The organism is Limnospira sp. (assembly GCF_051859755.1).
GTDB lineage: Bacteria > Cyanobacteriota > Cyanobacteriia > Cyanobacteriales > Microcoleaceae > Limnospira > Limnospira fusiformis.
The window spans coordinates 1-22,755 of record NZ_JBIMLI010000023.1 but is presented as its reverse complement, the minus strand read 5'-3'; the positions used below and the strand labels follow the sequence as shown (position 1 = coordinate 22,755).

At 45.2% G+C, this 22,755-nt stretch carries 18 protein-coding genes; 7 read left to right on the top strand and 11 right to left on the bottom strand.

All coding sequences use genetic code 11. The features are described from left to right. Positions 1-30 precede the first annotated feature (30 nt). Complete coding sequence (locus ACTIE0_RS06395; protein WP_006668661.1) at positions 31-1,503, bottom strand: TldD/PmbA family protein; 1,473 nt, start codon at positions 1,501-1,503, stop codon at positions 31-33. 272 nt (positions 1,504-1,775) lie between these two features. On the opposite strand from ACTIE0_RS06395, the gene clpS reads away from it, so the two are divergent. Together clpS and ACTIE0_RS06385 are read left to right on the top strand one after the other, a co-directional pair. Further along, a complete protein-coding gene (gene clpS, locus ACTIE0_RS06390; protein ID WP_008054756.1) occupies positions 1,776-2,057 on the top strand; it encodes an ATP-dependent Clp protease adapter ClpS in 282 nt (93 codons plus the stop codon). A 47-nt stretch (positions 2,058-2,104) separates the two neighbouring features. Further along, positions 2,105-2,968: a CPBP family intramembrane glutamic endopeptidase gene (locus tag ACTIE0_RS06385; RefSeq protein WP_006622077.1), complete on the top strand. Its 864-nt coding sequence runs from the start codon at positions 2,105-2,107 to the stop codon at positions 2,966-2,968. Here ACTIE0_RS06385 and ACTIE0_RS06380 read toward each other — a convergent pair. Together ACTIE0_RS06380 and ACTIE0_RS06375 are read right to left on the bottom strand one after the other, a co-directional pair. Beyond that, complete coding sequence (locus ACTIE0_RS06380; protein ID WP_006622076.1) at positions 2,940-3,173, bottom strand: 2Fe-2S iron-sulfur cluster-binding protein; 234 nt, start codon at positions 3,171-3,173, stop codon at positions 2,940-2,942. The two genes, ACTIE0_RS06385 and ACTIE0_RS06380, sit on opposite strands and share 29 nt — an antisense overlap. Before the next feature lie 52 nt (positions 3,174-3,225). Next, complete coding sequence (locus tag ACTIE0_RS06375) at positions 3,226-3,642, bottom strand: secondary thiamine-phosphate synthase enzyme YjbQ (protein WP_006622075.1); 417 nt, start codon at positions 3,640-3,642, stop codon at positions 3,226-3,228. Positions 3,643-4,095: 453 nt separating this feature from the next. Between ACTIE0_RS06375 and ACTIE0_RS06370 the strand changes: the two genes are divergently transcribed. Further along, on the top strand, positions 4,096-6,996 hold the full coding sequence (locus ACTIE0_RS06370; protein ID WP_006668662.1) for a response regulator: 2,901 nt from the start codon (positions 4,096-4,098) through the stop codon (positions 6,994-6,996). 195 nt (positions 6,997-7,191) lie between these two features. On the opposite strand, the gene ACTIE0_RS06365 is transcribed toward ACTIE0_RS06370, so the two are convergent. Beyond that, on the bottom strand, positions 7,192-8,598 hold the full coding sequence (locus tag ACTIE0_RS06365; RefSeq protein ID WP_006622073.1) for a (Fe-S)-binding protein: 1,407 nt from the start codon (positions 8,596-8,598) through the stop codon (positions 7,192-7,194). A 58-nt stretch (positions 8,599-8,656) separates the two neighbouring features. Then, the gene (locus ACTIE0_RS06360; protein WP_006668663.1) at positions 8,657-9,982 is read right to left on the bottom strand and encodes an FAD-binding oxidoreductase; all 1,326 of its coding nucleotides are present in this window, start codon (positions 9,980-9,982) and stop codon (positions 8,657-8,659) included. 626 nt (positions 9,983-10,608) lie between these two features. Here ACTIE0_RS06360 and ACTIE0_RS06355 point away from each other — a divergent pair. Further along, complete coding sequence (locus ACTIE0_RS06355; RefSeq protein WP_006668664.1) at positions 10,609-13,887, top strand: EAL domain-containing protein; 3,279 nt, start codon at positions 10,609-10,611, stop codon at positions 13,885-13,887. 107 nt (positions 13,888-13,994) lie between these two features. Continuing rightward, positions 13,995-14,717, top strand: coding sequence for a DUF433 domain-containing protein (locus ACTIE0_RS06350; protein ID WP_006622065.1), 723 nt, complete (start codon positions 13,995-13,997; stop codon positions 14,715-14,717). A gap of 22 nt (positions 14,718-14,739) precedes the next feature. On the opposite strand, the gene glmS is transcribed toward ACTIE0_RS06350, so the two are convergent. From glmS to ACTIE0_RS06330, 4 genes are all read right to left on the bottom strand, one after another. After that, entirely contained in the window at positions 14,740-16,671 is a 1,932-nt protein-coding gene (gene glmS / locus ACTIE0_RS06345; RefSeq protein ID WP_006622064.1) for a glutamine--fructose-6-phosphate transaminase (isomerizing), read from the bottom strand. A 586-nt stretch (positions 16,672-17,257) separates the two neighbouring features. Further along, on the bottom strand, positions 17,258-17,800 hold the full coding sequence (locus ACTIE0_RS06340; protein WP_035759917.1) for an REP-associated tyrosine transposase: 543 nt from the start codon (positions 17,798-17,800) through the stop codon (positions 17,258-17,260). A 547-nt stretch (positions 17,801-18,347) separates the two neighbouring features. Further along, positions 18,348-18,593: a photosystem I iron-sulfur center protein PsaC gene (psaC, locus tag ACTIE0_RS06335; protein ID WP_006616272.1), complete on the bottom strand. Its 246-nt coding sequence runs from the start codon at positions 18,591-18,593 to the stop codon at positions 18,348-18,350. A gap of 268 nt (positions 18,594-18,861) precedes the next feature. Continuing rightward, positions 18,862-19,773 carry a CoB--CoM heterodisulfide reductase iron-sulfur subunit B family protein gene (locus ACTIE0_RS06330; protein WP_006668666.1) on the bottom strand — a complete coding sequence of 304 codons (912 nt, stop codon included), beginning with the start codon at positions 19,771-19,773 and terminating at the stop codon, positions 18,862-18,864. A gap of 210 nt (positions 19,774-19,983) precedes the next feature. On the opposite strand from ACTIE0_RS06330, the gene acpP reads away from it, so the two are divergent. Together acpP and fabF are read left to right on the top strand one after the other, a co-directional pair. Beyond that, on the top strand, positions 19,984-20,232 hold the full coding sequence (acpP, locus tag ACTIE0_RS06325; RefSeq protein WP_006622057.1) for an acyl carrier protein: 249 nt from the start codon (positions 19,984-19,986) through the stop codon (positions 20,230-20,232). A gap of 54 nt (positions 20,233-20,286) precedes the next feature. Continuing rightward, positions 20,287-21,543 (top strand): beta-ketoacyl-ACP synthase II, encoded by a 1,257-nt coding sequence (gene fabF, locus ACTIE0_RS06320; RefSeq protein ID WP_006622056.1) that lies wholly within the window; start codon positions 20,287-20,289, stop codon positions 21,541-21,543. Positions 21,544-21,631: 88 nt separating this feature from the next. On the opposite strand, the gene murI is transcribed toward fabF, so the two are convergent. Together murI and ACTIE0_RS06310 are read right to left on the bottom strand one after the other, a co-directional pair. Continuing rightward, entirely contained in the window at positions 21,632-22,486 is an 855-nt protein-coding gene (murI, locus tag ACTIE0_RS06315) for a glutamate racemase (protein WP_006622054.1), read from the bottom strand. A gap of 59 nt (positions 22,487-22,545) precedes the next feature. Next, positions 22,546-22,674: a hypothetical protein gene (locus tag ACTIE0_RS06310; protein WP_006622053.1), complete on the bottom strand. Its 129-nt coding sequence runs from the start codon at positions 22,672-22,674 to the stop codon at positions 22,546-22,548. Positions 22,675-22,755: the final 81 nt, after the last annotated feature.

The following is a 22,755-nucleotide window of genomic DNA, read 5'->3' as shown; positions in this document are numbered from 1 at the left end:
TTGATCACACCCGCCACCCGACCCAGCAATTTATCTTCCTCCCACAGTAATACCATCAACCTTAATATGAGGTTGTCCGACCGTCACATAGACGCTACCGCTGACCGAACCGCAGAACCCCGCCGCCAGTCCGATATCCTGGGAAGACATAGAAATATTGTTCATAATTTCCGTAGCGTAACCGATTAAAGTTGCACCCTTGAGAGGCTTAGTAAGTTTACCATTTTCGATGAGATAAGCCTCTTCCACCGCAAAGTTAAACTTTCCGGTATCGCCGACACTACCGCCACCCATTTTTTTACAGTACAAACCGCGATCGACTGATGCAAATAGGTCATCAACAGAATACTCACCAGGCGCAATATAAGTATTACGCATCCGGCTGGCTGGTGAATAGGTGTAGTTTTGGCGGCGACCGCTTCCGGTTCTGGGATTTCCCGTGCGTCTTTCCCCAGCGCGATCGCACAGAAAATTTTTCAGGATACCATTTTCAATTAAGAGAGTACGCTGGGCAGGCATTCCCTCATCATCCATATCGATAGTGCCAAATGCCTGCTCCGACAGACCCTCATCCCAAGCCGTCAGATTTTCGTGGGCAATTTTCTCACCCTTCTTATCAGCAAAAGGAGTTGTTTTCGTTTCAATAGCGGTAGTTTCCAGTAAATGCCCACAGGCTTCGTGGAAAATCACCCCACCGAAGCGGTTAGCCATCACCACAGGATAATAGCCAGACTCGACATAATCCGCATAAAGCATTTTACCCGCAGATTCTGCCATATCTTCCGCATCAGTTTCATAGTCCCAAGTCCGCAACCAATCCGGGCGACTGGTACTACCGCCACGTTTACTGATAGAACAGCGATGTTCGCCATCTGCACTAATTATCGACGAAACCTGAGATTGAGTCAATCGCACATCCCGCGCAAAAGTGCCATCACTACAGGCTACCAGAACCTCTTGCCAATCTCGGAAATAGGACGAACGCCGAGATTGAACGTGGTTAGCCTTTTTGAGTAGTTGAGCGTTAGCTGCCAACAGGATATCGCCCATCTCTTGCATCGAACTACATTGAGCCAGCCAGCTTTCTTTGCCCTTAGAGGTCGCGTAATCCCGCAATAGTTCCAAATTGACCGAAGGAACAAATCCCACCGCTCCAGGAAGCTGTAAACCCATGATGGATAAGGCTTTTTCCAGGGCTGCACGCAAGCCGCTAAAGGATAAATCATTGGTACTCACATAACAATCTGCATTTCCCTTAAATACGCGAATACCCGCCCCTAAAGACAGACTTGGGGAAACCCCGGTAATGCCGTCATCTTCAGCCAAGCAACTGATCACATTATTGCGCTCTAGGAAAAATTCTACCAGGTCAGCCCCAGCAGCGCGTCCTAAGCCTAGGAGGGTAGACAGGGGCGCTTCCCAACTGTCATCAAAGCGGTCTAGTAGGGGGGAGTAGGTCAGGTTAGGGAGTTCTTTGGTTAGGAGTAATGTACTATTCTGCATAAATGATGGTTTCGGCTGATCACTGTATCCATCTTATTATTAACCATTCTAGTTGTATCTGGTGAGTTCGGACTTCTGGGTTGCACTCAATGGGAGACGCTTGTTAAGCTATTAGTTAGCAGCGCCTCGCCAAGTTATTGTCAATTTGATCAGGAATTGGGCTGAGTCTAGCCAGCCTTCAATAGCCTGATGGTCTGATTATGGCTTTGGTCTGCTTTGGTATCGATAAATTCCCCGATCACTGTAACTTTGTAAACGGAGGAGATGGTTCTGTGTCAACCCAAACCGTAGAAAAGACTTCCACAAATCGGAAGTTAGCACCACGCTATCGGGTTCTGCTCCATAATGATGACTATAACCCCATGGAGTATGTGGTACAAGTGCTGATGAGTACCGTTCCCGGCCTGACTCAACCCCAAGCTGTTAGTATTATGATGGAGGCTCACACTAATGGCTTGGCTTTGGTGATTACCTGCGCCCTCGAACACGCTGAGTTTTATTGTGAAACTTTAAAAAATCATGGCTTGACCAGTACCATAGAACCTGACGAGTAGTGGTAGACTGCTCTGATGGAAGATAATTTCAGCTATATTGCGATCGCTTGTTTAATCTCTCTCACCTAGTCCGCCGCCCTGTCCCGGTTCGGTTGGGGCTGTTTGTGGTTCTATTGCTGCTAATTTGGCTTCCCCTGGCTATTCCCATTTATTGGCTAGGGGGCGACCCCAATTTGGTGAGTATCATTACCCTAGTTTTGCTATATTGTCAGTTTTTGATTTTACTGCAATGGTGGGGAAAATCGGTTTATGGTCAGCCTCGTTATTTGCGGGTCTGTGGTCTGGAAATTAGTCGCCGCAGCGGTGAGGGTTTGTTAATTGGTTTAGGCTTGGGTTGGGTTGGGGTTCTGGGAATATTTGCGATCGCTACTGGGTTCGGCTGGCTCAAGTGGCAACCTTTCCCCGCCAATTTCCCTATAATTATCATTGAGAGTTTATTGGTATCTTTGGGGGTAGGATTTGCTGAGGAGTTGTTATTTAGAGGTTGGCTACTAGAAGAATTACGGCGGGACTATTCCCCCGTCAAATCTCTCTGGGTGAGTAGTGTTATATTCGCCCTACTCCACTTTATCAAACCTTGGGAAGAAATTGTGCGAACCTGGTTACAATTTCCGGGTTTATTGCTATTAGGGATAATTTTAGTTTGGGCAAAAGATGCCACCCGCACCCCTAATCATCCTCATGGTTCTTTGGCGTTAGCCATAGGCTTACACGGCGGTTTAGTTGGTGCTTATTATATCATAAATGTGGGAGAATTAACCATGAATTTAGGAAAAGTTCCCCCCTGGGTGACTGGCATTGATAGAAACCCCTTAGCCGGGTTATTGGGGTTACTGGGTTTAGGGGCGATCGCCATCATTATCCGACAGCTTAACCCCAGTGCTACCAAGCCGGATCAGAATACAGATTAATAGTCATTTTTTCCCTTCCGGCTGGTACAGAACTAATACAAGAGCAGATAATTTCTCCATCATCTAATTCCACCTCGCAGGCGTGACAGGAACCCATTAAACAGCCCGTCGGAATCGAAACTCCCGCGCGGTTAGCCACTTCTAATATAGGTTCTCCTGGTTCAGCTTCCACAGTCACATTATCCGGCAAAAATTCGATTTTCATAGTTAGTTAGTCTCCATGAGAATTTGCAAGTTGTTAATCAATCAAATTTGGACTAATTCCCCATAATATGAATTACCAGTTCTCGATAGGAGCCACGGCGGCGATGTTCCCAGAGATATAGTCCTTGCCAAGTTCCCAATACTAGCCGTCCTTGGGAGATGGGAATTTGCTCAGATGTATTAGTTAAAACACTACGAATATGGGCAGGCATATCGTCCGGTCCTTCCGCGCTGTGGATGTAGTAATCTCCTTCTGGCACTAATTTAGACAGGAAATTTTCCAGGTCTTCTAACACATCAGGATCAGCATTTTCTTGGATAATGAGACTAGCAGAAGTATGGCGGATAAATACCGTACAAATACCCGTTTGGATCTGAGATGTTTCTACAGCTTCCTGAATATAACGGGTAATTTTAGCCAAAGATTTCCCCTGGGTCTTAATTTTCAGAAAGTGTTGATACTGATTCATACAACCATCTCCATATTGACATCATCTCCGGTTTAAAGGCGCGGCGATTCCTAATAGGGGCGGGTTTATACGCGCGACTATTTCCAGCAGGTTATTGGTGAACCCCTCCCGTACAATTCAGGGACGGACAAATCGAGCTTTCCACCTCCGAAGCCGCAGCACGAAAGCAAGTTTAGCTAAAGGTCCCCCGGTGGAAAACTGGAATTTCCGCGTTAATTTCCGCCGGGAGGCTGGGGAGACGATCTAGTGTGTCCCACTTTACCCCCGATTATGTTAATCTTGAACTTATGTTACAGCCTATACCTAGATTATATTGTGGCATCACTATCAATCAGCCTAAAAGGTGGGTCAGAAGGGAATTATCGGGTTATTATCGGCATTTACCGCCTCTGAGCCACCCTAAAGAGCCACCTATTATGGATCAACCCTAACCGCTAAAGAGTGCGTCAGTCAATGTTTCTCCCAACTCCACCCAACTCCGATCCGTTAGTCCTTACCCTTGGTATTAGCGCCATGATTAGTATGGTCGCCAGTTTGACCTTAGTTAGATGGCGAAAACCCGCCAGCGCGGAAATAATAGACACTATCAAGCGATCGCAGTCTTTCCTACAGCAGATGGGTTGTATTGTGATTGTACTATCTTTAGAAGGCAAGATTGTCGAGTGGAATCATGCCGCCGAGGAAATTTCCGGCTATCGACGGGAGGAAGTGATAGATCGCAATTATTGGATGCTATGTCTACCAGAATCAGTCCGTGATGGGGTGAAATTCCGTTATCTGCAAGCGATCGCCACTCAACAGCAAGTTCATGTACATCATATCCTATTGGGTAGTGACGGACGACAACAGCAAGTTAATTTCCAAATAGTTCCTTGGCGTAATTATTGCGGAGAAATTCTAGGTGCGATCGTCACCGGGGAACCCGTAGCTTGTAGTCCCGACGGTTCATGTGAACAAGAATTAGAATGTGAACGACTACAACAACTGATATCCTACCTTCCCCTACCCATCGCCATGTTTGATACAGAAATGCGATACCTGGCTTATTCAGAGGGATGGATTCAGCATTTAAAGCCGCAGATATACTCATTAATCGGTTTAAATCATTATGATGTATTTCCTAACGTAAAAAATGACTGGAAGTTAGCCCATAAAAAAGCCTTGCGCGGCGAAAAAGTGTCGGCTTTAGAGGATTCCTGGATTCGTGAGGATGGTTCTCTGATTTATCATGGTTGGACTGTGGGACCTTGGTATCGTAATTCTGGAGAAGTTGGGGGAGTAATTCTAGTCATTATTCCCTTAAATAATCTAGTCGAAACTCGCAACGCTGCTTTAGATGCCGTTCAATTCAAGTCTCGATTTTTAGCGCAAATGAGTCATGAAATTCGCACCCCCATGAGTGGAGTTTTGGGGATGGTTGAATTGTTAATGCAAACTCATCTCACACCCCAACAAAAAGATTACACCCAAACCATTTATCGCAGCGCTAAACATCTATTAACTGTAATTAACGAAATTCTGGATTTATCCAAACTAGAAGCCGGAGAAACTCACCTAGAATCCCATGACTTTGATTTACAAGATTGCCTAGAAACCGTAGTGGATCTGTTGGCGGTTAAAGCTGAGGATAAACAACTAGAACTAATTATTTTGTTAGAACCGAATCTTCCCCGATATTTAAAGGGTGATGGGATGCGTTTACAGCAGGTTCTAATTAACTTAGTCAATAATGCTATTAAATTTACCAAATCCGGTCATATTATTATCAGAGTGACTCCCAGAGTAATTAGTCAAGATCACATTAATATTTACTTTGCCATAGAAGATACAGGAATGGGGATTTCTGATGAACTTCAACCCCAATTATTTCAGCCTTTTTCCCCTGCTAGTTCCGCCACTAATCGTCAATATGGTGGCACGGGATTAGGTTTATCAATCTGTCAGCACTTAGTGAATTTAATGGGGGGTGAAATTGGGGTTAAGAGCCAAGAAGAAGAAGGCTCTATTTTCTGGTTTAACGCCACTTTTTTACCATCGGAATTATCGGAAACTTCTGCCCCCAAAGAATTGAAAAATATGAGTTTATTGGTAGTTGAAAATAGTAGTTTAGTCAGGCATTCAGTTAGCTGCATAACTCAGCCATGGGGAATACAAGTAGAGACAGCAGATACCTCTAAAATTGCCTTAGATAAATGGCATCATCAACAGGCTAAAGGTTCCCCGTATAATCTGATTCTCATGGATTTAGAGTTACTAGACCGCCATGGTGCTAAATTACTAGGACAGCTTTATAAAACCTCTAGTGATTCGCCAACTCAGCTAATTTTAATGAGTAGTATTAGTCAGCGAAATCGCGCCGAACAGGTGTTAAATTTAGGGGATTTTGTATATTTAGTCAAGCCGATCGCCCCCCTGCGATTACTGCGAAGTTTTGCCAAAGCCCTGGAACTTGATATCCCTAATTTAGACCATCACCTTGATAAGTCTTGGGATGATGTATTGATGGGATCGTCCTTTCCCGAAACTCCCAAACCACCATGTTGTCATCTCTCCCAAACTAACGATAAACTCAGGGCTTCTATACCTCTAAAAATTCTCCTAGCTGAGGATGACTTAGTTAATCAGGAAGTGGTTTTAACTCAACTGCAACAATTGGGTTATGTCGCTGATGCTGTGTCGGACGGAGAAGCGGTTTTACAACATTTAGAAACACAGCATTATGATTTAATCTTAATGGATTGTCAGATGCCTATTTTAGATGGTTATGAAACTACAGCCAGAATTCGCGGTAGCCAAAACTCCCAACGACCTCCTATCATTATCGCTTTAACTGCTAGTGTAATGCCTTCCGATCGCGATCGCTGTCTACAAGTGGGAATGGATGACTACATCACTAAACCTATTGATTTACAGGCTTTAGTCAACGTGATTAATCGTTGGGTTCCGGTTTGTCTGGAAACCCAAAATCCAACACCCACCACAGCCAATCATCAGCCACCTTTAGATAGTCCGGTTGATTGTCCGGTTGATAGCGATCGCCTCAATAAGTTATTTAAGGGAAAAACCGAGTATAAGTATCGTCTGTTAACCACCTTTATCCATCAAGCACAACAACGAATTGAGACTCTCAATAAAGCGATTAATACCTCGAATTTTGCCGAAATCAAACAGCAAGCACACGCCTTGAAAGGGTCTAGCGCCAATGCTGGTATCTTCCACATTCCCGCCATCTCTCAGGAGTTAGAAAACCTCGCCACCCAACAAAACCTGGAAGCTATCCCACCCCTAGTCAAACAGCTTCAGCATCACCTGGACTTGGTGAAAGACTTTGTGGAAATGATGAAAAATCCATAAGCGATCGTCTTCTGCGTCCCACCTGATAATTAACAATTGTAGGGGCGGGTTCTGCTGTCAATTCAATTCCCCACCCGGCTCTAAATAAACCCGCCCCACCCGGTCATTAATTATTAATTATTAATTATTAATTATTAATTGTAGGGAGGGACTGACGCACCTGTGTTAATTAGCTTTTGCTAATCTCAGGGAGAATTAAATTTTCACCCCCCGAATAGAATCATCTAATAACTCCATAGGATGCTTGAGAGTAACCCGCTTTCCTTGTAATTCCAGATGCTTCTTAATTTGCAAAGAACACCCTGGGTTAGCCGAAGCAATTACAGTCGCCCCAGTATTGAGCAGATTTTGTACCTTTTGCTGTCCCAACTCATCCGCCACTTCTGGCTGTAACATATTATAAACCCCGGCGCTACCACAACACAAAGCCGCATCGACAGGTTCTCGCAATTTCACCCCAGGAATTTTGGTTAATAACTCCCTCGGTTGACTGCTAATTTTTTGTCCGTGTAACAGGTGACAAGCATCCTGATATACAATAGTTAAATCCTCCCCTTCCACCAAAGGAGATAAGTGCGCCGTTAACCCCACTTCCGCTAAAAACTCCTGTACATCGCGGACTTTACCTGCAAATTCTTTCGCCTTGTCTCGATATTCGGGATCATCCCTCATAATGTGACCATATTCTTTTAAAGTATGACCACAACCGGCGGCATTAATAATAATAGCATCAACCCCAGTGTCGGCAAAACTATCAATCATTTGTTTAATCAAAACATGGGATTGTTCCGTTTGTCCTTGGTGTTCAGGAAGTGCGGCACAACAGCCTTGAGATTTAGGGATAATCACCTCGCAACCATTAGCCGTTAATACCCTAGCGGTGGCTTCATTTACCGGAGAGAAAAATAGCCTTTGTACACAACCTAAAATCATCCCGACTCGATAGCGTTTTTCCCCTTGTGCGGGAATTACTGTGGGTAAATTGTCCTGAAAAGCACTAGAGTTAATTTCCGGCAAAATTGATTCCATCGCCGCCAGTCTGGGGGAGATTTTGGGCAATAATCCGGTAGACCGCACTAGGTTTTTAATCCCCAATTTTTGATATAAATACAGGGGAACTAACAGGGGACGCAGACGGTCGGGATAGGGAAATAAGCTGAAAATCAATGTGCGAATTAAGCGATCGCCTAAATTTCGGGGAACATTTCTTTCCACCTGGGGACGGGTGGCGGCGATGAGACGGTCATATTGAACCCCAGAAGGACAGGTGGTCACGCAGGCTAAACAACCTAAGCAACTATCAAAATGTTCGCTGGTGGCTTTAGCAAGGGGTGCTTCTCCCTTATTAATAGCATCCATCAGGTAAATTCTACCCCTGGGGGAGTCCATTTCTTTACCTATTACCCGATAACTAGGACAGGTGGCTAAACAAAACCCACAATGAACACAGGTATTAATTAAGTCTGGCGGCGGCGGATTATTCTTGTCAAATCCGGGAAAATTTGCCGAGGGTTCTAGGTGGGGGTTTTGGTCTAAAAAGTTGCTTTCTTTCGCGGGAATTTGATTTAAATTAGCCTCGGAAGACTTATCAAAAGTTTGCATCTTATAAATGGTATGAATGATTAAACTACGGAGTGAATTCGCCTAAACAATCCAGAAGTTAAAGACCAGCAATAAATCGCTGATGATTCAGAAGATTTTGGGGGTCAAATTGCTGCTTAATCTTAGCCATGAGGTCTAAGGCGTTTCCCCGGTATCCCCAAACTTCTATTTGTTGTTTAATGGTTAATGGTGCTTCTAAAACCGACAGGAAACCACCTTGATTATTACACAACTGCCGCAGATTTTGCAACGGCTCTGGTTGAGTCTCATCAAATCGCATTAATCCCAAACCACTGCTACCATGAATGACGGCGGGAGTTTGACATTTCGCCAAAGTGGTGGCTGCGTCCGTGGGAGTGATACCGACTTTACAAATAATGCGATCGCCTTGGGAACCTTGCCAAATTTGCTGTTTTAATTGCTGCCAAAAATCCCCGTCATTTTCCCGAATTATAGTTGAGTTTAAATTGAGTTGATTACCGACTTCTACCAGGCGATCGCCTTGTAGTTCCACACTTTCCCGGATACTTTGAAATCTGACAGCCAAACCCATGGATTTTTCCCCAGAGAGGCGAGCCACTAATTCCGGGGAAATCAAATCCATAGCCACCGGAGTCAAAGCCGAGGCTAAGATAGTTGCAAAACAGGTAGCGATCGCATCTGAATCTCCTGTTAACAGGACCGTATGGGATGCTTCTAAACAGGGATATAAACGCAGGGTAACTTGAGTAATAATGCCCAAAGTTCCGTAGGAACCCGTTAGCAACTTCATCAAGTCATAACCCGCGACATTTTTAACTACCCGACCCCCAGCTTTAGCAATTTTACCATCAGACCGGACAAAAGAAATTCCCAGCAGCATATCGCGGATACCTCGATATCGATGACGCAGAGAACCACTATCTCCAGTAGCAATAATTCCGCCAATAGTAGCATCATCCTGATAGCAGGGGTCAAAGCCTAGGAACTGTCCTTGTTTAGCCAAAATTTGCTGAAGTTCCCGATATTGCATACCAGCTTCTACCGTTACAGTCAGGTCTCCCACCGCGTGTTCAACTAAGCGGTTGATTTTCTGGGTACTAATAGCAATAGAGGGGTTTTTCACCGGGTTTCCCCAGGTAATTTTGCTACCTTTCCCAAAGGGTAAAATTCCTAACTGGTGCCGTGCCGCATAGGTGGTTATTGCAGCTAGTTCCTCCTGAGTGGGGGGATACAGAACGCATTGGATAGCTGAACCTGGGGCGATCGCTGCTTCCAGGTTAGCACGGACAGATTGATCCAGGTCGTCCCAAGTACATAGGTTACTGTTGGCGGCGACGGTGGCTATTTCCTCTAAGTTCAGAGGTTTTGATGTCTGGGATAATTCCTGACTAGCTATAGACATCGCACAGATTGAGTGATTTTACACTTCACTATAGCAGTTTTGCGAAAATCTGCCCCCCTACCTCTTCGACAATAGATAATGGATCTAGCGACGGGTTCCACTGTCAATTACATCTGGCCACGACGGTTTTTCTGGACCCGCCCTAAACCCACCAAACAATCAATCATTGATAATACTGGCGGCGCGGGTTTACCATGACTAGGACCAGGCTATCACCGACCCTACCAACTCTACGGACTCTACCGACGGGGGAGCGATCGCCTTTACCGGATATATGAATAAATATTAAGCATCGTTAAATTTTTATTAAATTTTTGCGGTAGCCAAAGCATCAATTAGCCTTTAGACAGTCGATTTCCAGGAAATTATAACTGTTATCAAAATAGGATAAGATGGATCTGAATACTATGTCAGGTCTACTGATTTTGGGGCAATATCTGGCCATCCGACCAGATAGGTATTTTCTGTGAGTAGATAGGGATCACCGATTATTCAAGCCAAACTTAGGGAAATCAGTATTACTGCTAGGGGTTAATAAGTAGATATCGGGAGGTATATCATAATGATAAATTGTCGATTTTATGCAGGATTGAAGATGACATAAAATTAGCTATAATTATGAAGTTATGAAAATATCAATTCCGCAGCCTAGACGTTATGCGATCGCTTCACTACCATTGGGGGTGAGTTTAGTAGAACCCCTACACCAACTGATTGTTAACCATCAAGAATGGATGGTAATGCAGTTACTACAGTGTTCCGGTCAGACTACCCAACCTTCCATTATAACTCACTTACGGTCAGTGCAGGGTTTAACTTCCCGCATTTCCCTGCTATTAATTGAGATGACTGCAGATCTCACCCCAGGATATCTAGTTTCTGACATGGAAGAAGATTTACAAACGCTGGGGGGAATAAGTGCGATCGCTATTTCGGCGGAAAACCAGACGGATATCTCCGCTGCGGAAATGGTGGAAACTCTCCAACAATATAGACAATGCTATTTAAATCTGATTAAGTTAGGAGAATTTAGCAGCGAACAGGAACACCTATTCTCCCAAGTAGTCGGGGATTTATTTACGGCTATTGAGAGGCAATTTTTTGCGGAAGAAAAACAGCGTCAATATCAGACGATTATTGACCAATATCTTCATGAGCATATCGACGATAGTATTAATCATATTAAAGCCAGCCAAATGGAGAGAATTTTAAATGCCATTAATCTCCCCATATTCATACTTAATCAAGAACATAAAATTATTTTCGCGAATAGGAAAGCCCATGAAACCTTAGTGGTCAATTCTCAAATTCCCCCGGAACTTGAAACCTGGCTAAGAGAGCGATCGCCCCAAATTGCGGACACTAATATCTCAGAAATAGTCGCAGAAATTCCGATTACAAAAGATAATATAACCGAATGGTTTTGCCTGAGACTCTACCCAATTGATAGTCAAGATGGGTCGGATTTCAGAGCGATCGCCATCTGTGAAGATATCACCGATTCCAAGCTGAAAGCCCAACGCCAGCAGCTACAGCAGCAGCACCTAGCCCAAGTGCAAGCCCTGACCAAAACGGGGAGTTGGTGTTTAAATATGAACACCGGAGAAATGATTGTATCAGAGCAATTATATCATATTTTAGGATTAACTCCCCAGCCGACATCCATAAATTTTGAGCAATTGTTGAATCAGATCCATGTCGAGGATCTATATGGTTGGGTGCAAAACTATGCGACATCGCTATTTGTCAAACAAAATTACAGCCTGAACTATCGAATTATACAACCGGATAGTTCTGTTCACTGGGTCAGCCAAGAATCGACCCCAGTAAGCGATCGCCATGGTCAAGTCACCCATATAATCAGCACCATAAAAGCGATCGAGAATCCGGAAATCGTTAACCCTTCCATCACAGCCGAAGCCGCCTTAAGGGAAAGCGAAGCGCGTCTGAGAACCATCATCAGCACCAGCACCAACGGTTTAGTAGTAGTCAACCGTAAAGGACGCGCCCTATTCATTAACCCCGCCGCCGAGGCTTTATTCGGTCGCCCAGCCAGCCAACTGGAAGGGGAACTGATAGGTATTCCCCTAGTCACCAAAGAATCAACCGAATTAGAAATTTTGAGACAGGATGGACAGCTAAAAATCGTCCGTATGCGAGTAGTAGAAATTTCTTGGGAACAGGAAACAGCCTATCTAGCATCCTTAACAGATGTTACCGACTTCAAAAAAACCGAAGATCAGCTGAAAATGTTTTCCCGCGCTTGCGATCAAAGTCCGGTCTCTATTGTGATTACCGACTCCGAGGGAGATATTCAGTATGTGAACCCGAAATTTGAAGAAATCACCGGATATAAAGCAGGAGAGGTAATCGGTCAAAATCCTCGCATCCTGAAATCTGGCTACACCACAGAACCGGAATATGATGTGTTATGGAGACAGATTACATCAGGGAAACAGTGGTCTGGGGAGTTTCACAATAAGAAAAAAAACGGAGAACTCTTCTGGGAACACGCTTCTATATGTCCGATGCGAGATGAAGAAGGTTATATTACCCACTTTATCGCAGTTAAAGAAGATATTACTCAACAGAAACATAACGAGGAAATTTTAGCCCATCAAGCCAACTATGACGCTCTGACCGACCTACCGAACCGAACTTTAATTTTTGATAGACTACGACAAGCAATTACCGAGGCTCAAGTTCATCATAGTAACGTCGCGGTGATGTTTATTGACCTAGACCACTTTAAAAATATTAACGATACCCTAGGTCATGAATTAGGAGATTTTTTGTTAAAAGAAGCCGGGATGAGATTAAGAGGATGTATCCGCAAAACTGATACAGTAGGGCGACTTGGTGGTGATGAGTTTTTATTGATTATCCCCAAGTTAGATGACTTAGTACAGGCTGAATATATTGCTAATCAGGTCTTAGATGTATTGGGTGAACCCTTTAATCTGTGCGGTGAAGAAGCATTTATATCAGCCAGTATTGGTATTGCTAGTTATCCCCAAGATGGCAAGAATGTCAGTACATTGGTGAGAAATGCAGATACGGCTATGTATGCAGCGAAGCAGGAAGGCCGTAATGTTTTCGCATTTTTTACTCAAAATATGAATGATGAGGCTCAAAGTCGGATTATCATTGAAAATCAGCTTCGTCATGCCATAAGCAGAAATGAACTATCTGTGGTGTATCAGCCTTTTATTCATCTGAATACCTCTCAAATTGTTGGGGCTGAGGCTTTGATGCGTTGGTATAATCCCGAACTAGGAAATATTAGACCTGACCAGTTTATTGCTATTGCTGAAGAAAGTCGGTTAATTGTAGATTTGGGAGAGTGGATTTTATCACAAGCCTGTCAAGAGGTGGCTAATTGGCATCAACAGGGAAACAATGGGTTATGGGTGGCGGTGAATATGTCTCCCCGTCAGTTACGGACCCCTAACCTGGTTAATGTGATTATAGAGGCGATCGCTAATAATGGTCTGAGTAGTGATTGCTTAGAGTTAGAAATAACCGAACGTTCCCTGGTGGAAGAAGTTCCGGGAGTGCAAAGTTTAATTAAACAACTGAATCACCTCAAAATCCGTTTGGCGATCGATGATTTTGGCACAGGTTATTCCTCCCTTAGTTATCTAAAGCGATTTCCTTTTAGTGTCTTGAAAATTGATAAATCATTTATTTCGGATCTTCCCGATGATCAAGATGCGATCGCTCTAGTCAAAACCATGATTACTATGGCTCATGGGTTAGGCTTAGTCGTGGTAGCAGAAGGCATTGAAACCACCGCCCAACTCGACTTTCTCTGTAATCAAGGATGTGATTACGGTCAGGGATATCTATTTAGTAAACCTCTACCACCCGCCCAATTTAGGGCTTATCTGCAACGGAACAGTTAACCCCAACCGGTTACACTCCCCTACCTCACCTATTCGCTATAATCTCAAAATATCGTGATTCTAACCAAGCCTACTATTTTTGCTAATCCGCAATATACCCACAACCGATGGTTAAAACATCATCCCTGCTAACTCAACAAAATCTCTATCATGTTCCTATTTACACGATAGCCGATACTGCCCGCTATCTTCATATCCCCCTACCTACCCTCAAAACATGGGTAAATGGACGCAGCTACCCCACCCAAAAAGGAGATCAAGACTTCTTACCCCTCATCCAACGCCCTCAACCGAATATTCCCCAACTCTCCTTTACCAACCTAGTTGAAGCTCACGTCCTCAGAGTCATTCGCACAGTTCATAACGTCCCCCTTCGTCAAGTTAGACTCGCCCTCGACTACATAAGCGAACAATTTAAAACAGAACATCCCCTTGTTCAAAAACAATTTAGCACCGATGGGGTTGACATTTTTATCGAACAATTTGAACGGCTAATTAATGCCTCCCGTTCAGGACAATTAGCCATGAAACAGGTCTTAAATAATCTGTTAACTCGCATAGAATGGGATGAACAAGACATCGCCTCCAGACTCTTCCCTATCATCAACGATCATAGCCACAACTTCCGGGATAAAGTCTTAATCATAGATCCTAATATTTCCTTTGGTAAACCTACCATCACCGGAACAGGCATTCCCACCAAAATTGTCACTCAACTGTTTGATGCCGGGGACTCTATCGAGGATATTGCTGATGATTATAACTGCCAACCCTGGCAAATTCAACAAGCCATTTTATTTGAATCTAACTCACAGGCTGCTATCGGTTAATTTTACCATAAATCGTTATCTATTATTCCACTGTCACCGACTTAGCGAGGTTGCGAGGTTGGTCTACATCTAAGCCCCGTCGTGCCGCTATGTGGTAAGCTAACAATTGCAGGGGAATAACTGTGAGAATGGGTGATAATAACTCATCCACTTCCGGGACTGATAATAAATCATCAAAAATCTCGGCTGACTCGCCGCTGGTTTTGGGTGTCACTCCAATTAATCTAGCATCCCTCGCTTTAGCTTCCTGAGCATTAGAAATCACCTTTTCATAAACCATACCAGGCATTGCGATCGCCACTACCGGAACCTTATCATCCAACAGGGCGATCGGACCGTGTTTCATCTCTCCCGCCGGATATCCTTCCGCGTGAATGTAGCTAATTTCCTTGAGTTTTAAAGCACCCTCCAAAGCGATGGGAAAATTAATTCCCCGACCCAAGAAAATAAAATCCTGAGTATCACTAAAATCATGGGAAAGTTCCCCAATATCCTGTTCATGACTGCTCAGAATCAACTCAATTTGAGAAGGAATTTGTCGCAAACCCTTAATAATTTCCTCAAGGCGAGATACCGATATAGTCTGCCGTCGCCAAGCCAAATCCAAAGCCAACAAATAAAAGGCTATCAATTGAGCCAAAAAAGTCTTAGTAGCCGCCACCCCAATTTCAATACCCGCCCTAGTATCAATCAAATGTGGAACCATTTGCCCCAAAGAACTTTCCGGGCGATTAGTAATCCCTAATAAACGGGGAGCAAACGCCGCCCCAGCATTAATTCTGCGTTGCTGTTCCATAGCCAACGCCGCCAAAGTATCAGCAGTTTCTCCCGACTGAGTAACCCCAATAGTCATCGTATTAGGTCGCAGTGGAATCGGGGAATAACGAGCCTCCGAAGCATATTGAACTGTTGTTGGTAAATCCGCCAACTGTTCTAATAGATATTTCCCCACCAAACTGGCGTGCCAACTGGTACCACAAGCCAATATTTGCACCTGTTCCACACCCTCACATAAAGCATTAGGGAGGTTCAAATTAATCGGAGATAAACTCTTATTAACAGTCGCAGATTTGGAAGTTTTGCTAGTTTCTGGAACCTGCCAATCATCATGAATATAGGCATTGAGACAGTCTCGCACGACCCCTGGTTGTTCGTGAATTTCTTTGAGCATAAAATGCTTAAAGACTTGCTTTTCTACCAGAGTCGGACTCCAGTTGAGAATACGGGGCTTTTTATTAAGACGTTCCCCGTCAAAACTGTAAATCTCAACCCCCAAAGGAGTCAACCGAGCCATTTCGCCGTTATCTAAACTGACAACAGCTTGGGTATAGGGAACTAAAGCGGGAGTATCAGAAGCGCAGAAAAATTCCCCTTGTCCTAAGCCAATAGAAAGGGGTGCTTGTTGGCGGGCAACAATTAACTCATTGGGATAGTCTGCACATAAAACAGCGATCGCAAAAGCCCCATCCAAACGCTTAACCGCGAGACGCACCGCCTCAAAAAAAACCGAAGGGGAACCCGGTTCCGGCTTAGATAGATGTGATAAAAACTCAGAAATCAGATGAGGAATTACCTCCGTATCGGTATCAGATTTAAACTCATATCCCTTTCCCTTCAACTCTTCCCGCAGTTCCCGATAATTTTCAATAATGCCATTTTGAACCACCGCCACCCGTCCATAGGGGTCCAATTGTGGGTGAGCGTTATATTCTTCTGGTTTCCCATGGGTAGCCCAGCGGGTGTGACCAATACCAATTTGGGCTGGCATTTCCACCTGGCTTAACTTATCGCGTAGATTATAGAGTTTACCCTTAGCCCGAAGATAATTAATTTGACCTTCCCAGACCGTAGCGAGTCCAGCCGAGTCATAACCCCGATACTCCAGTTTTTCCAGCCCAGACATGAGAACGTCTGTAGCGATTTGAGTGCCGATATAACCAACAATTCCACACATTAGTATTGGTAACTCCTCAAACTTAGATCATTGGGGTTCTGCGCGATTATACCATAATTGTAGTTGTAGGTTGGGTGAAGCGCAGCGAAACCCAACTTTACCCGATGTCGTGTTGCACCCAACCTACTCTCTGTTGGGTTGCACCCAACCTACCCCATGTTGGGTTGCACTACTCTCTGTTGGGTTGCACCCAACCTACCCTCTGTTGGGTTGCACCCAACCTACCCCATGTTGGGTTGCACCCAACCTACCCTCTGTTGGGTTGCACTACTCTCTGTTGGGTTGCACACAACCTACCCCTGTTGGGTTGCACCCAACCTACTCCTGTTGGGTTCACACAACCTACTCCTGTTGGGTTCACACAACCTACTCCTGTTGGGTTGCACACAACCTACCCTCTGTTGGGTTGCACCCAACCTACTCCTGTTGGGTTGCACACAACCTACCCCTGTTGGGTTGCACACAACCTACCCCTGTTGGGTTCACACAACCTACCCCTGTTAGGTTGCACACAACCTACTCTCTGTTGGGTTGCACACAACCTACCCTCTGTTGGGTGTGGTACATAATACCAATTTATTAAAATTTATTCCCGTCCCACATTCGCATCAAATACAATCTCCGTTTCTGCACCCCAATTAATATCGTAAATACCCTGACGAACATACCTTAAAAAACTTGAATACTGCCAATCCTTTGGGGCTTTGACTAAACCATGCTTAACCGGGTTATAATGAATGTATTCAACATGATTAATAAAATCGGTTTCATCCACAATGCAATGTTCCCAAAAACGACGTTGCCAAATCGCTTTCTCCTGTTTCTGTTGTTTAGATGCCGAAATTTGACCGTGATATTGTCGATCGCATTTTTGGGTAAAATAGTTTTTCACCAAACGCCACCGATTAGAAAAATCGCGATCGCCTTCTGGTAAAGTCCATACGCAGTGTATATGGTTCGGTAAGATAACGCAGGCATTTATATCGAAAGGATATTCCGCCATCACTTCTCGGACAGCCTGCCTTAATAATAAGATATTTTCGGGAAAGCACAAAAACTCTCGTCTCCTGTCTGTTACCACAGTGAAAAAGTATGTGCCACCTTCTATTTTAGCTCTTCGATATTTCATAATTTTAGTGGGTGCGTGCATGGGTTACAGCCTGTTCAGAAATCATCTGATAACCTCTCAAAGTCCCTCTCCCTCTCTGGGATCCAGATTTAGGGTGAGGGCAATGTATTAAGCTACTGGTGAACAAGCTGTAACTGACGGCTTGGGTTCGACTCTCCTTCCACACAAATACAAACCCTATTTGTTGGGTTACGCTGCCCTTCACCTAACCTACTCTACTACACAGAGGGGCTTTGTTGGGCCCGGCTGCGCTTCACCCAACCTACTCCTTTGTTGGGTTGCACCCAACCTACAACTTCACCCAACCTACTCCTTTGTTGGGTTGCACCCAACCTACAGCTTCACCCAACCTACTCCTTTGTTGGGTTGCACCCAACCTACAGCTTCACCCAACCTACTCCTTTGTTGGGTTGCACCCAACCTACAGGGGGACGGAGACAAAAAAAAGAGGGAACAGAGCCCTCTGTGAGTCATCAAATAAATCCGTGAAACTGTGCGGAGGCAGTTTAACCCTAAAAAGATTTGGGTAACTGCCATCAGATCCACTTTAGTAAGCCAGACCCATACTGCGGGTGGTTTCAGCACCCAGGTAAACCCGAACACTGAGGAAGTCAGTAGGACAAGCAGTCTCACACCGCTTACAACCGATGCAGTCTTCGGTACGGGGAGAGGAAGCAATCTGACCAGCTTTACAGCCGTCCCAGGGAACCATCTCTAGGACATCCAGGGGACAAGCACGAACGCACTGGGTGCAACCAATACAGGTATCGTAAATTTTGACGGAATGAGACATTGAATTAAGTTCTCCCAAAGATATCAGGTTTTGACCGTATCTACATATACATGCAGATTAAACGGTTTGCTCAAAGCAGGATTATCGTATATCTTCGATCACTTTAGCTTAGTGTTTGCCTTTCAGGATACACAAGGCGACAAAACTTTAAACTCTGTAATATTTTGCGGACCTAACAGGGAACCGCCAACTTGCTGAATTTCTCCCTAACACGGGAAAAACTACCCCTCACCCACACCTAGTTAGGGGGAGGCAGAATTCTCAATTGTCAATTGTTCATGATCTTCTCTAATACGGGGGTGGTGGAGACAATGTGGTTGTCTAAACCGAGGGCTTGGGGGCTGATACCTAGCGCGATCGCAATGATTTGGGGAAGGTGAAGGACGGGTAAATTGAACGATCGCCCCAGAAATTTCGAGATTTCTGGTTGGCGGGAGTCTAGGTTAAGATGACACAGAGGACAGGGGGTGACCATACAATCAGCCCCAGCGGCGATCGCCTCTTCGATATGATTACCCGCCATTTGGAAAGATTCATTGGTAGCATAACTAGAAATCGGCCAACCGCAGCACTGAGTCCGTCCCCGATAATAAACGGGTGTAGCCCCCAGCGCCCGGAACACATTTTCCATAGACTCCGGTTGATGAGGATCATCATAGATTAACTGATGTTGGGCGCGCAGGAGATAGCAGCCATAGAAAGCGGCACATTTCAAACCGGATAACTTCCTAGTCACCCGGCGCTCAATTTCCGCTAAACCATAATCAGCCACCAAAGCCCATAATAAGTGTTTAACCTCGGTTGCGCCCTTGTAGGGGGTGCAGCTTTCCTTTTGCAGAAGTTGGTTAACCTTTTCCAGATAAGCCGGATCACTATTCTGATAGTCTTTCAGGCGTTCATCAACCCGACCAATCACGCCCTGACAGGTGCTACAGTGAGTGAGTAGGGGTAAGTTCAACTCCTCGGCTAGGGCAAGATTTCGGGCGTTGACAGTATCTTCGAGGAGTTGAGAATCTTCTTTAAAAGTACCCGAACCGCAACAGGAGGCTTTTTTTAACTCGACTAACTCAATTCCCAGAGTTTCGGTCAGCACTTGGGTTGACTGATAAAGTTCCCGACAAGCACCTTGAGCGACACAACCGGGAAAATAGGCATATCTGAGTTTGACAGAAGATGACATAGCAATATTTTTATGAATTGACTGTGGGGGGGGGAAGCACCCATTGTTAATATATCATCTACCCTAGGGAGCGATCGCAGACCTAAAGAAACCATAAAGGTTGCCTCCGCCCCAGGAGCAGAATCTACCAGAAAAGTAGAAAATGATGATCGCGGGGATTACGCTTTCCGATAATATGGAATACGCGGCATCCTATAGAGGAAAAATTCCATGAGTTCAGATACATTTGAAACAGTTAAGAAAATTGTCGCCGAGCAACTAGAAGTTGATCCGGCACAGGTAACACCAGAAGCGAATTTTGTCAATGACTTGGGCGCAGACTCGTTAGATACAGTAGAACTGGTTATGGCATTGGAAGAGGAATTCGATATCGAGATCCCTGACGAAGCAGCCGAAAAAATTACCACAGTCCAAGACGCGGTGAGTTTTATTGATGCTAAGGTAACAGCCTCCGCCTAGGGAGGATTTGCCTGTGTTCTGCATTCTGGGTGGTTAACTTCTGATAGAAAAGTCATGACTGATATGAACCGCAAGCGCGTTGTTGTTACAGGTCTCGGGGCAATTACTCCCATAGGTAATACGATTACTGAGTATTGGGAGGGGTTGTTAACTGGGCGTAATGGAATCGGCCCTATCACTTTATTCGATGCTTCACGCCATGATTGTCGCATTGCTGGAGAGGTGAAGGGATTTGATCCCTGTGACTACATTTCGCGCAAAGAAGCCAAACGCATGGATCGGTTTGCTCAATTTGCAGTGGCGGCGAGTAAACAGGCGATCGCTGATGCGGAATTAGTAATTGATGACCTGAATGCAGACCAGGTGGGAATCATGATTGGTACAGGCATTGGGGGACTCAAAGTTCTCGAGGATCAGCAGGAAGTTTATTTAACTCGTGGCCCAGACCGATGCAGCCCGTTTATGATTCCCATGATGATCGCTAACATGGCGGCTGGACTCACTGCTATACATACGGGAGCTAAAGGACCTAATAGCTGCCCGGTAACAGCCTGTGCAGCCGGGTCTAATGCGGTGGGAGATGCTTTTAGACTAATTCAACGAGGATACGCTCAGGCGATGATCTGTGGCGGTACAGAAGCGGCTGTCACTCCCCTGTCGGTGGCGGGGTTTGCGGCAGCACGAGCCTTGTCTACTCGCAATGATGACCCTCTCCATGCCTGTCGTCCTTTTGATGTGGGACGAGATGGTTTTGTTATGGGTGAAGGTACCGGAATACTGGTTTTGGAAGAGCTGGAATATGCCCTGAGTCGCGGCGCTCGCATTTATGGCGAAATTGTCGGCTATGGTATGACTTGCGACGCTTATCATATGACTTCCCCGGTTCCGGGTGGTATCGGCGCGGCTAAGGCGATCGCTTTGGCGATGAAAGATGGGGGATTAACTCCTGACCAAATTAGCTATATTAACGCTCATGGAACCAGCACCCCCGCTAATGATCCGACGGAAACAGCAGCCATTAAAACGGCTCTGGGTGAACACGCCCATAAAGTGGCGGTGAGTTCCACTAAATCTATGACGGGACACCTGTTAGGAGGTTCTGGGGGTATTGAAGCAGTGGCGGCGGTATTGGCGATCGCCTATGACCAAATTCCCCCCACCATTAACCTGGAAAATCCCGATCCTGAATGTGATTTAGATTATGTTCCTAACCACAGCCGCAGCCAAACTGTCGAGGTGGCTTTATCTAACTCCTTCGGTTTTGGGGGTCATAACATCACCTTAGCATTCCGCAAGTTTAAGGACAGTTAGAACAGGCTACAACCCCCAAAGAAACCCGGTTTCTCTCAGTCAATTTTCTGGTCACCACCAGATTTGTCTGAGCCACCGGGTTTCTCAACTAAATTATCCCATCCCCCACAGAAATGGCTGTTTCCACCCCCGCAGAGGTAAGGGTTGGTAAGGTAATCGACTCGACCGCAGGTGTATATCCTAGCCATTGTACCGACAGATTAGCAAACTGCTCCGCGCAGCCACTTACACAAAAACGGGTCGGTCGCGGTAGGTCGCTATGGCGTAATCCCAGTAATTCTAACTCCTGGACGACTGCTTCGACTAAATGCACTGCTGGATCAACTAATTTTACCGAAGCTGGTAATAGCGATCGCAACACCGGAGCTAAGTGGGGATAGTGGGTGCAACCATAGATTAGGGTATCAATACGCTGCTGTATTAAAGGGGCTAGATATTCTCGCGCCACCTCTAATGTACAAGGGTCATGGATGCGATTTTGTTCAATCAGCGGAACAAAAGCCGGACAACCAACCTGCCAAACTTGCACAGCCGGGTTGATTTCTTGAATCGCCTGACGATAGGCATTGCTCGCCGCCGTCGCTGGGGTCGCAATTACCCCGATCCGCTCACCCTGACTGATAGCTGCCCTGGATCCGGGTAAAATTAAGCCTAAAATTGGTATATCAAACTCAGACCTAACGACTTCTAAAGCCAAGGCGGAACTGGTGTTACAAGCCATCAGCACCATTTTAACATCCTGAGCGACTGCCCAAGTAATAATTTCGCGGACAAATTGCACAATCTCTTCAGGCGATCGTGTCCCGTAAGGTAATCGTGCCGTATCCGCAAAATACAAAATCGATTCATTGGGAAGTTGCCGATACAATTCCCTTAAAACCGTTAAACCCCCCACACCACTATCAAAAATGGCGATTTTCTGTCCTCGTTTATCCCTTGTCATCGGTTGCCTGGCACTTGTTATTATGTTTGATAGGCTAGATGTGCTGTTGTGGAGCACAACTAAGACATCCGACCTGCCTTAACAGATAAATCTGTTCCACTCAAAAGTACATGATCGGGACTAATACGGCGAACACTGTCGCCAAAATTATCATCCTCATCAAGGGTAGCAACAAAAATACTCCCCATTGTTGTTCACGTAAAACTCCTGGGAGGGTTGGAAGCTCCGTGATTGATCGCGGAGAGGAAAACCGACTCAAGCGGCTGACC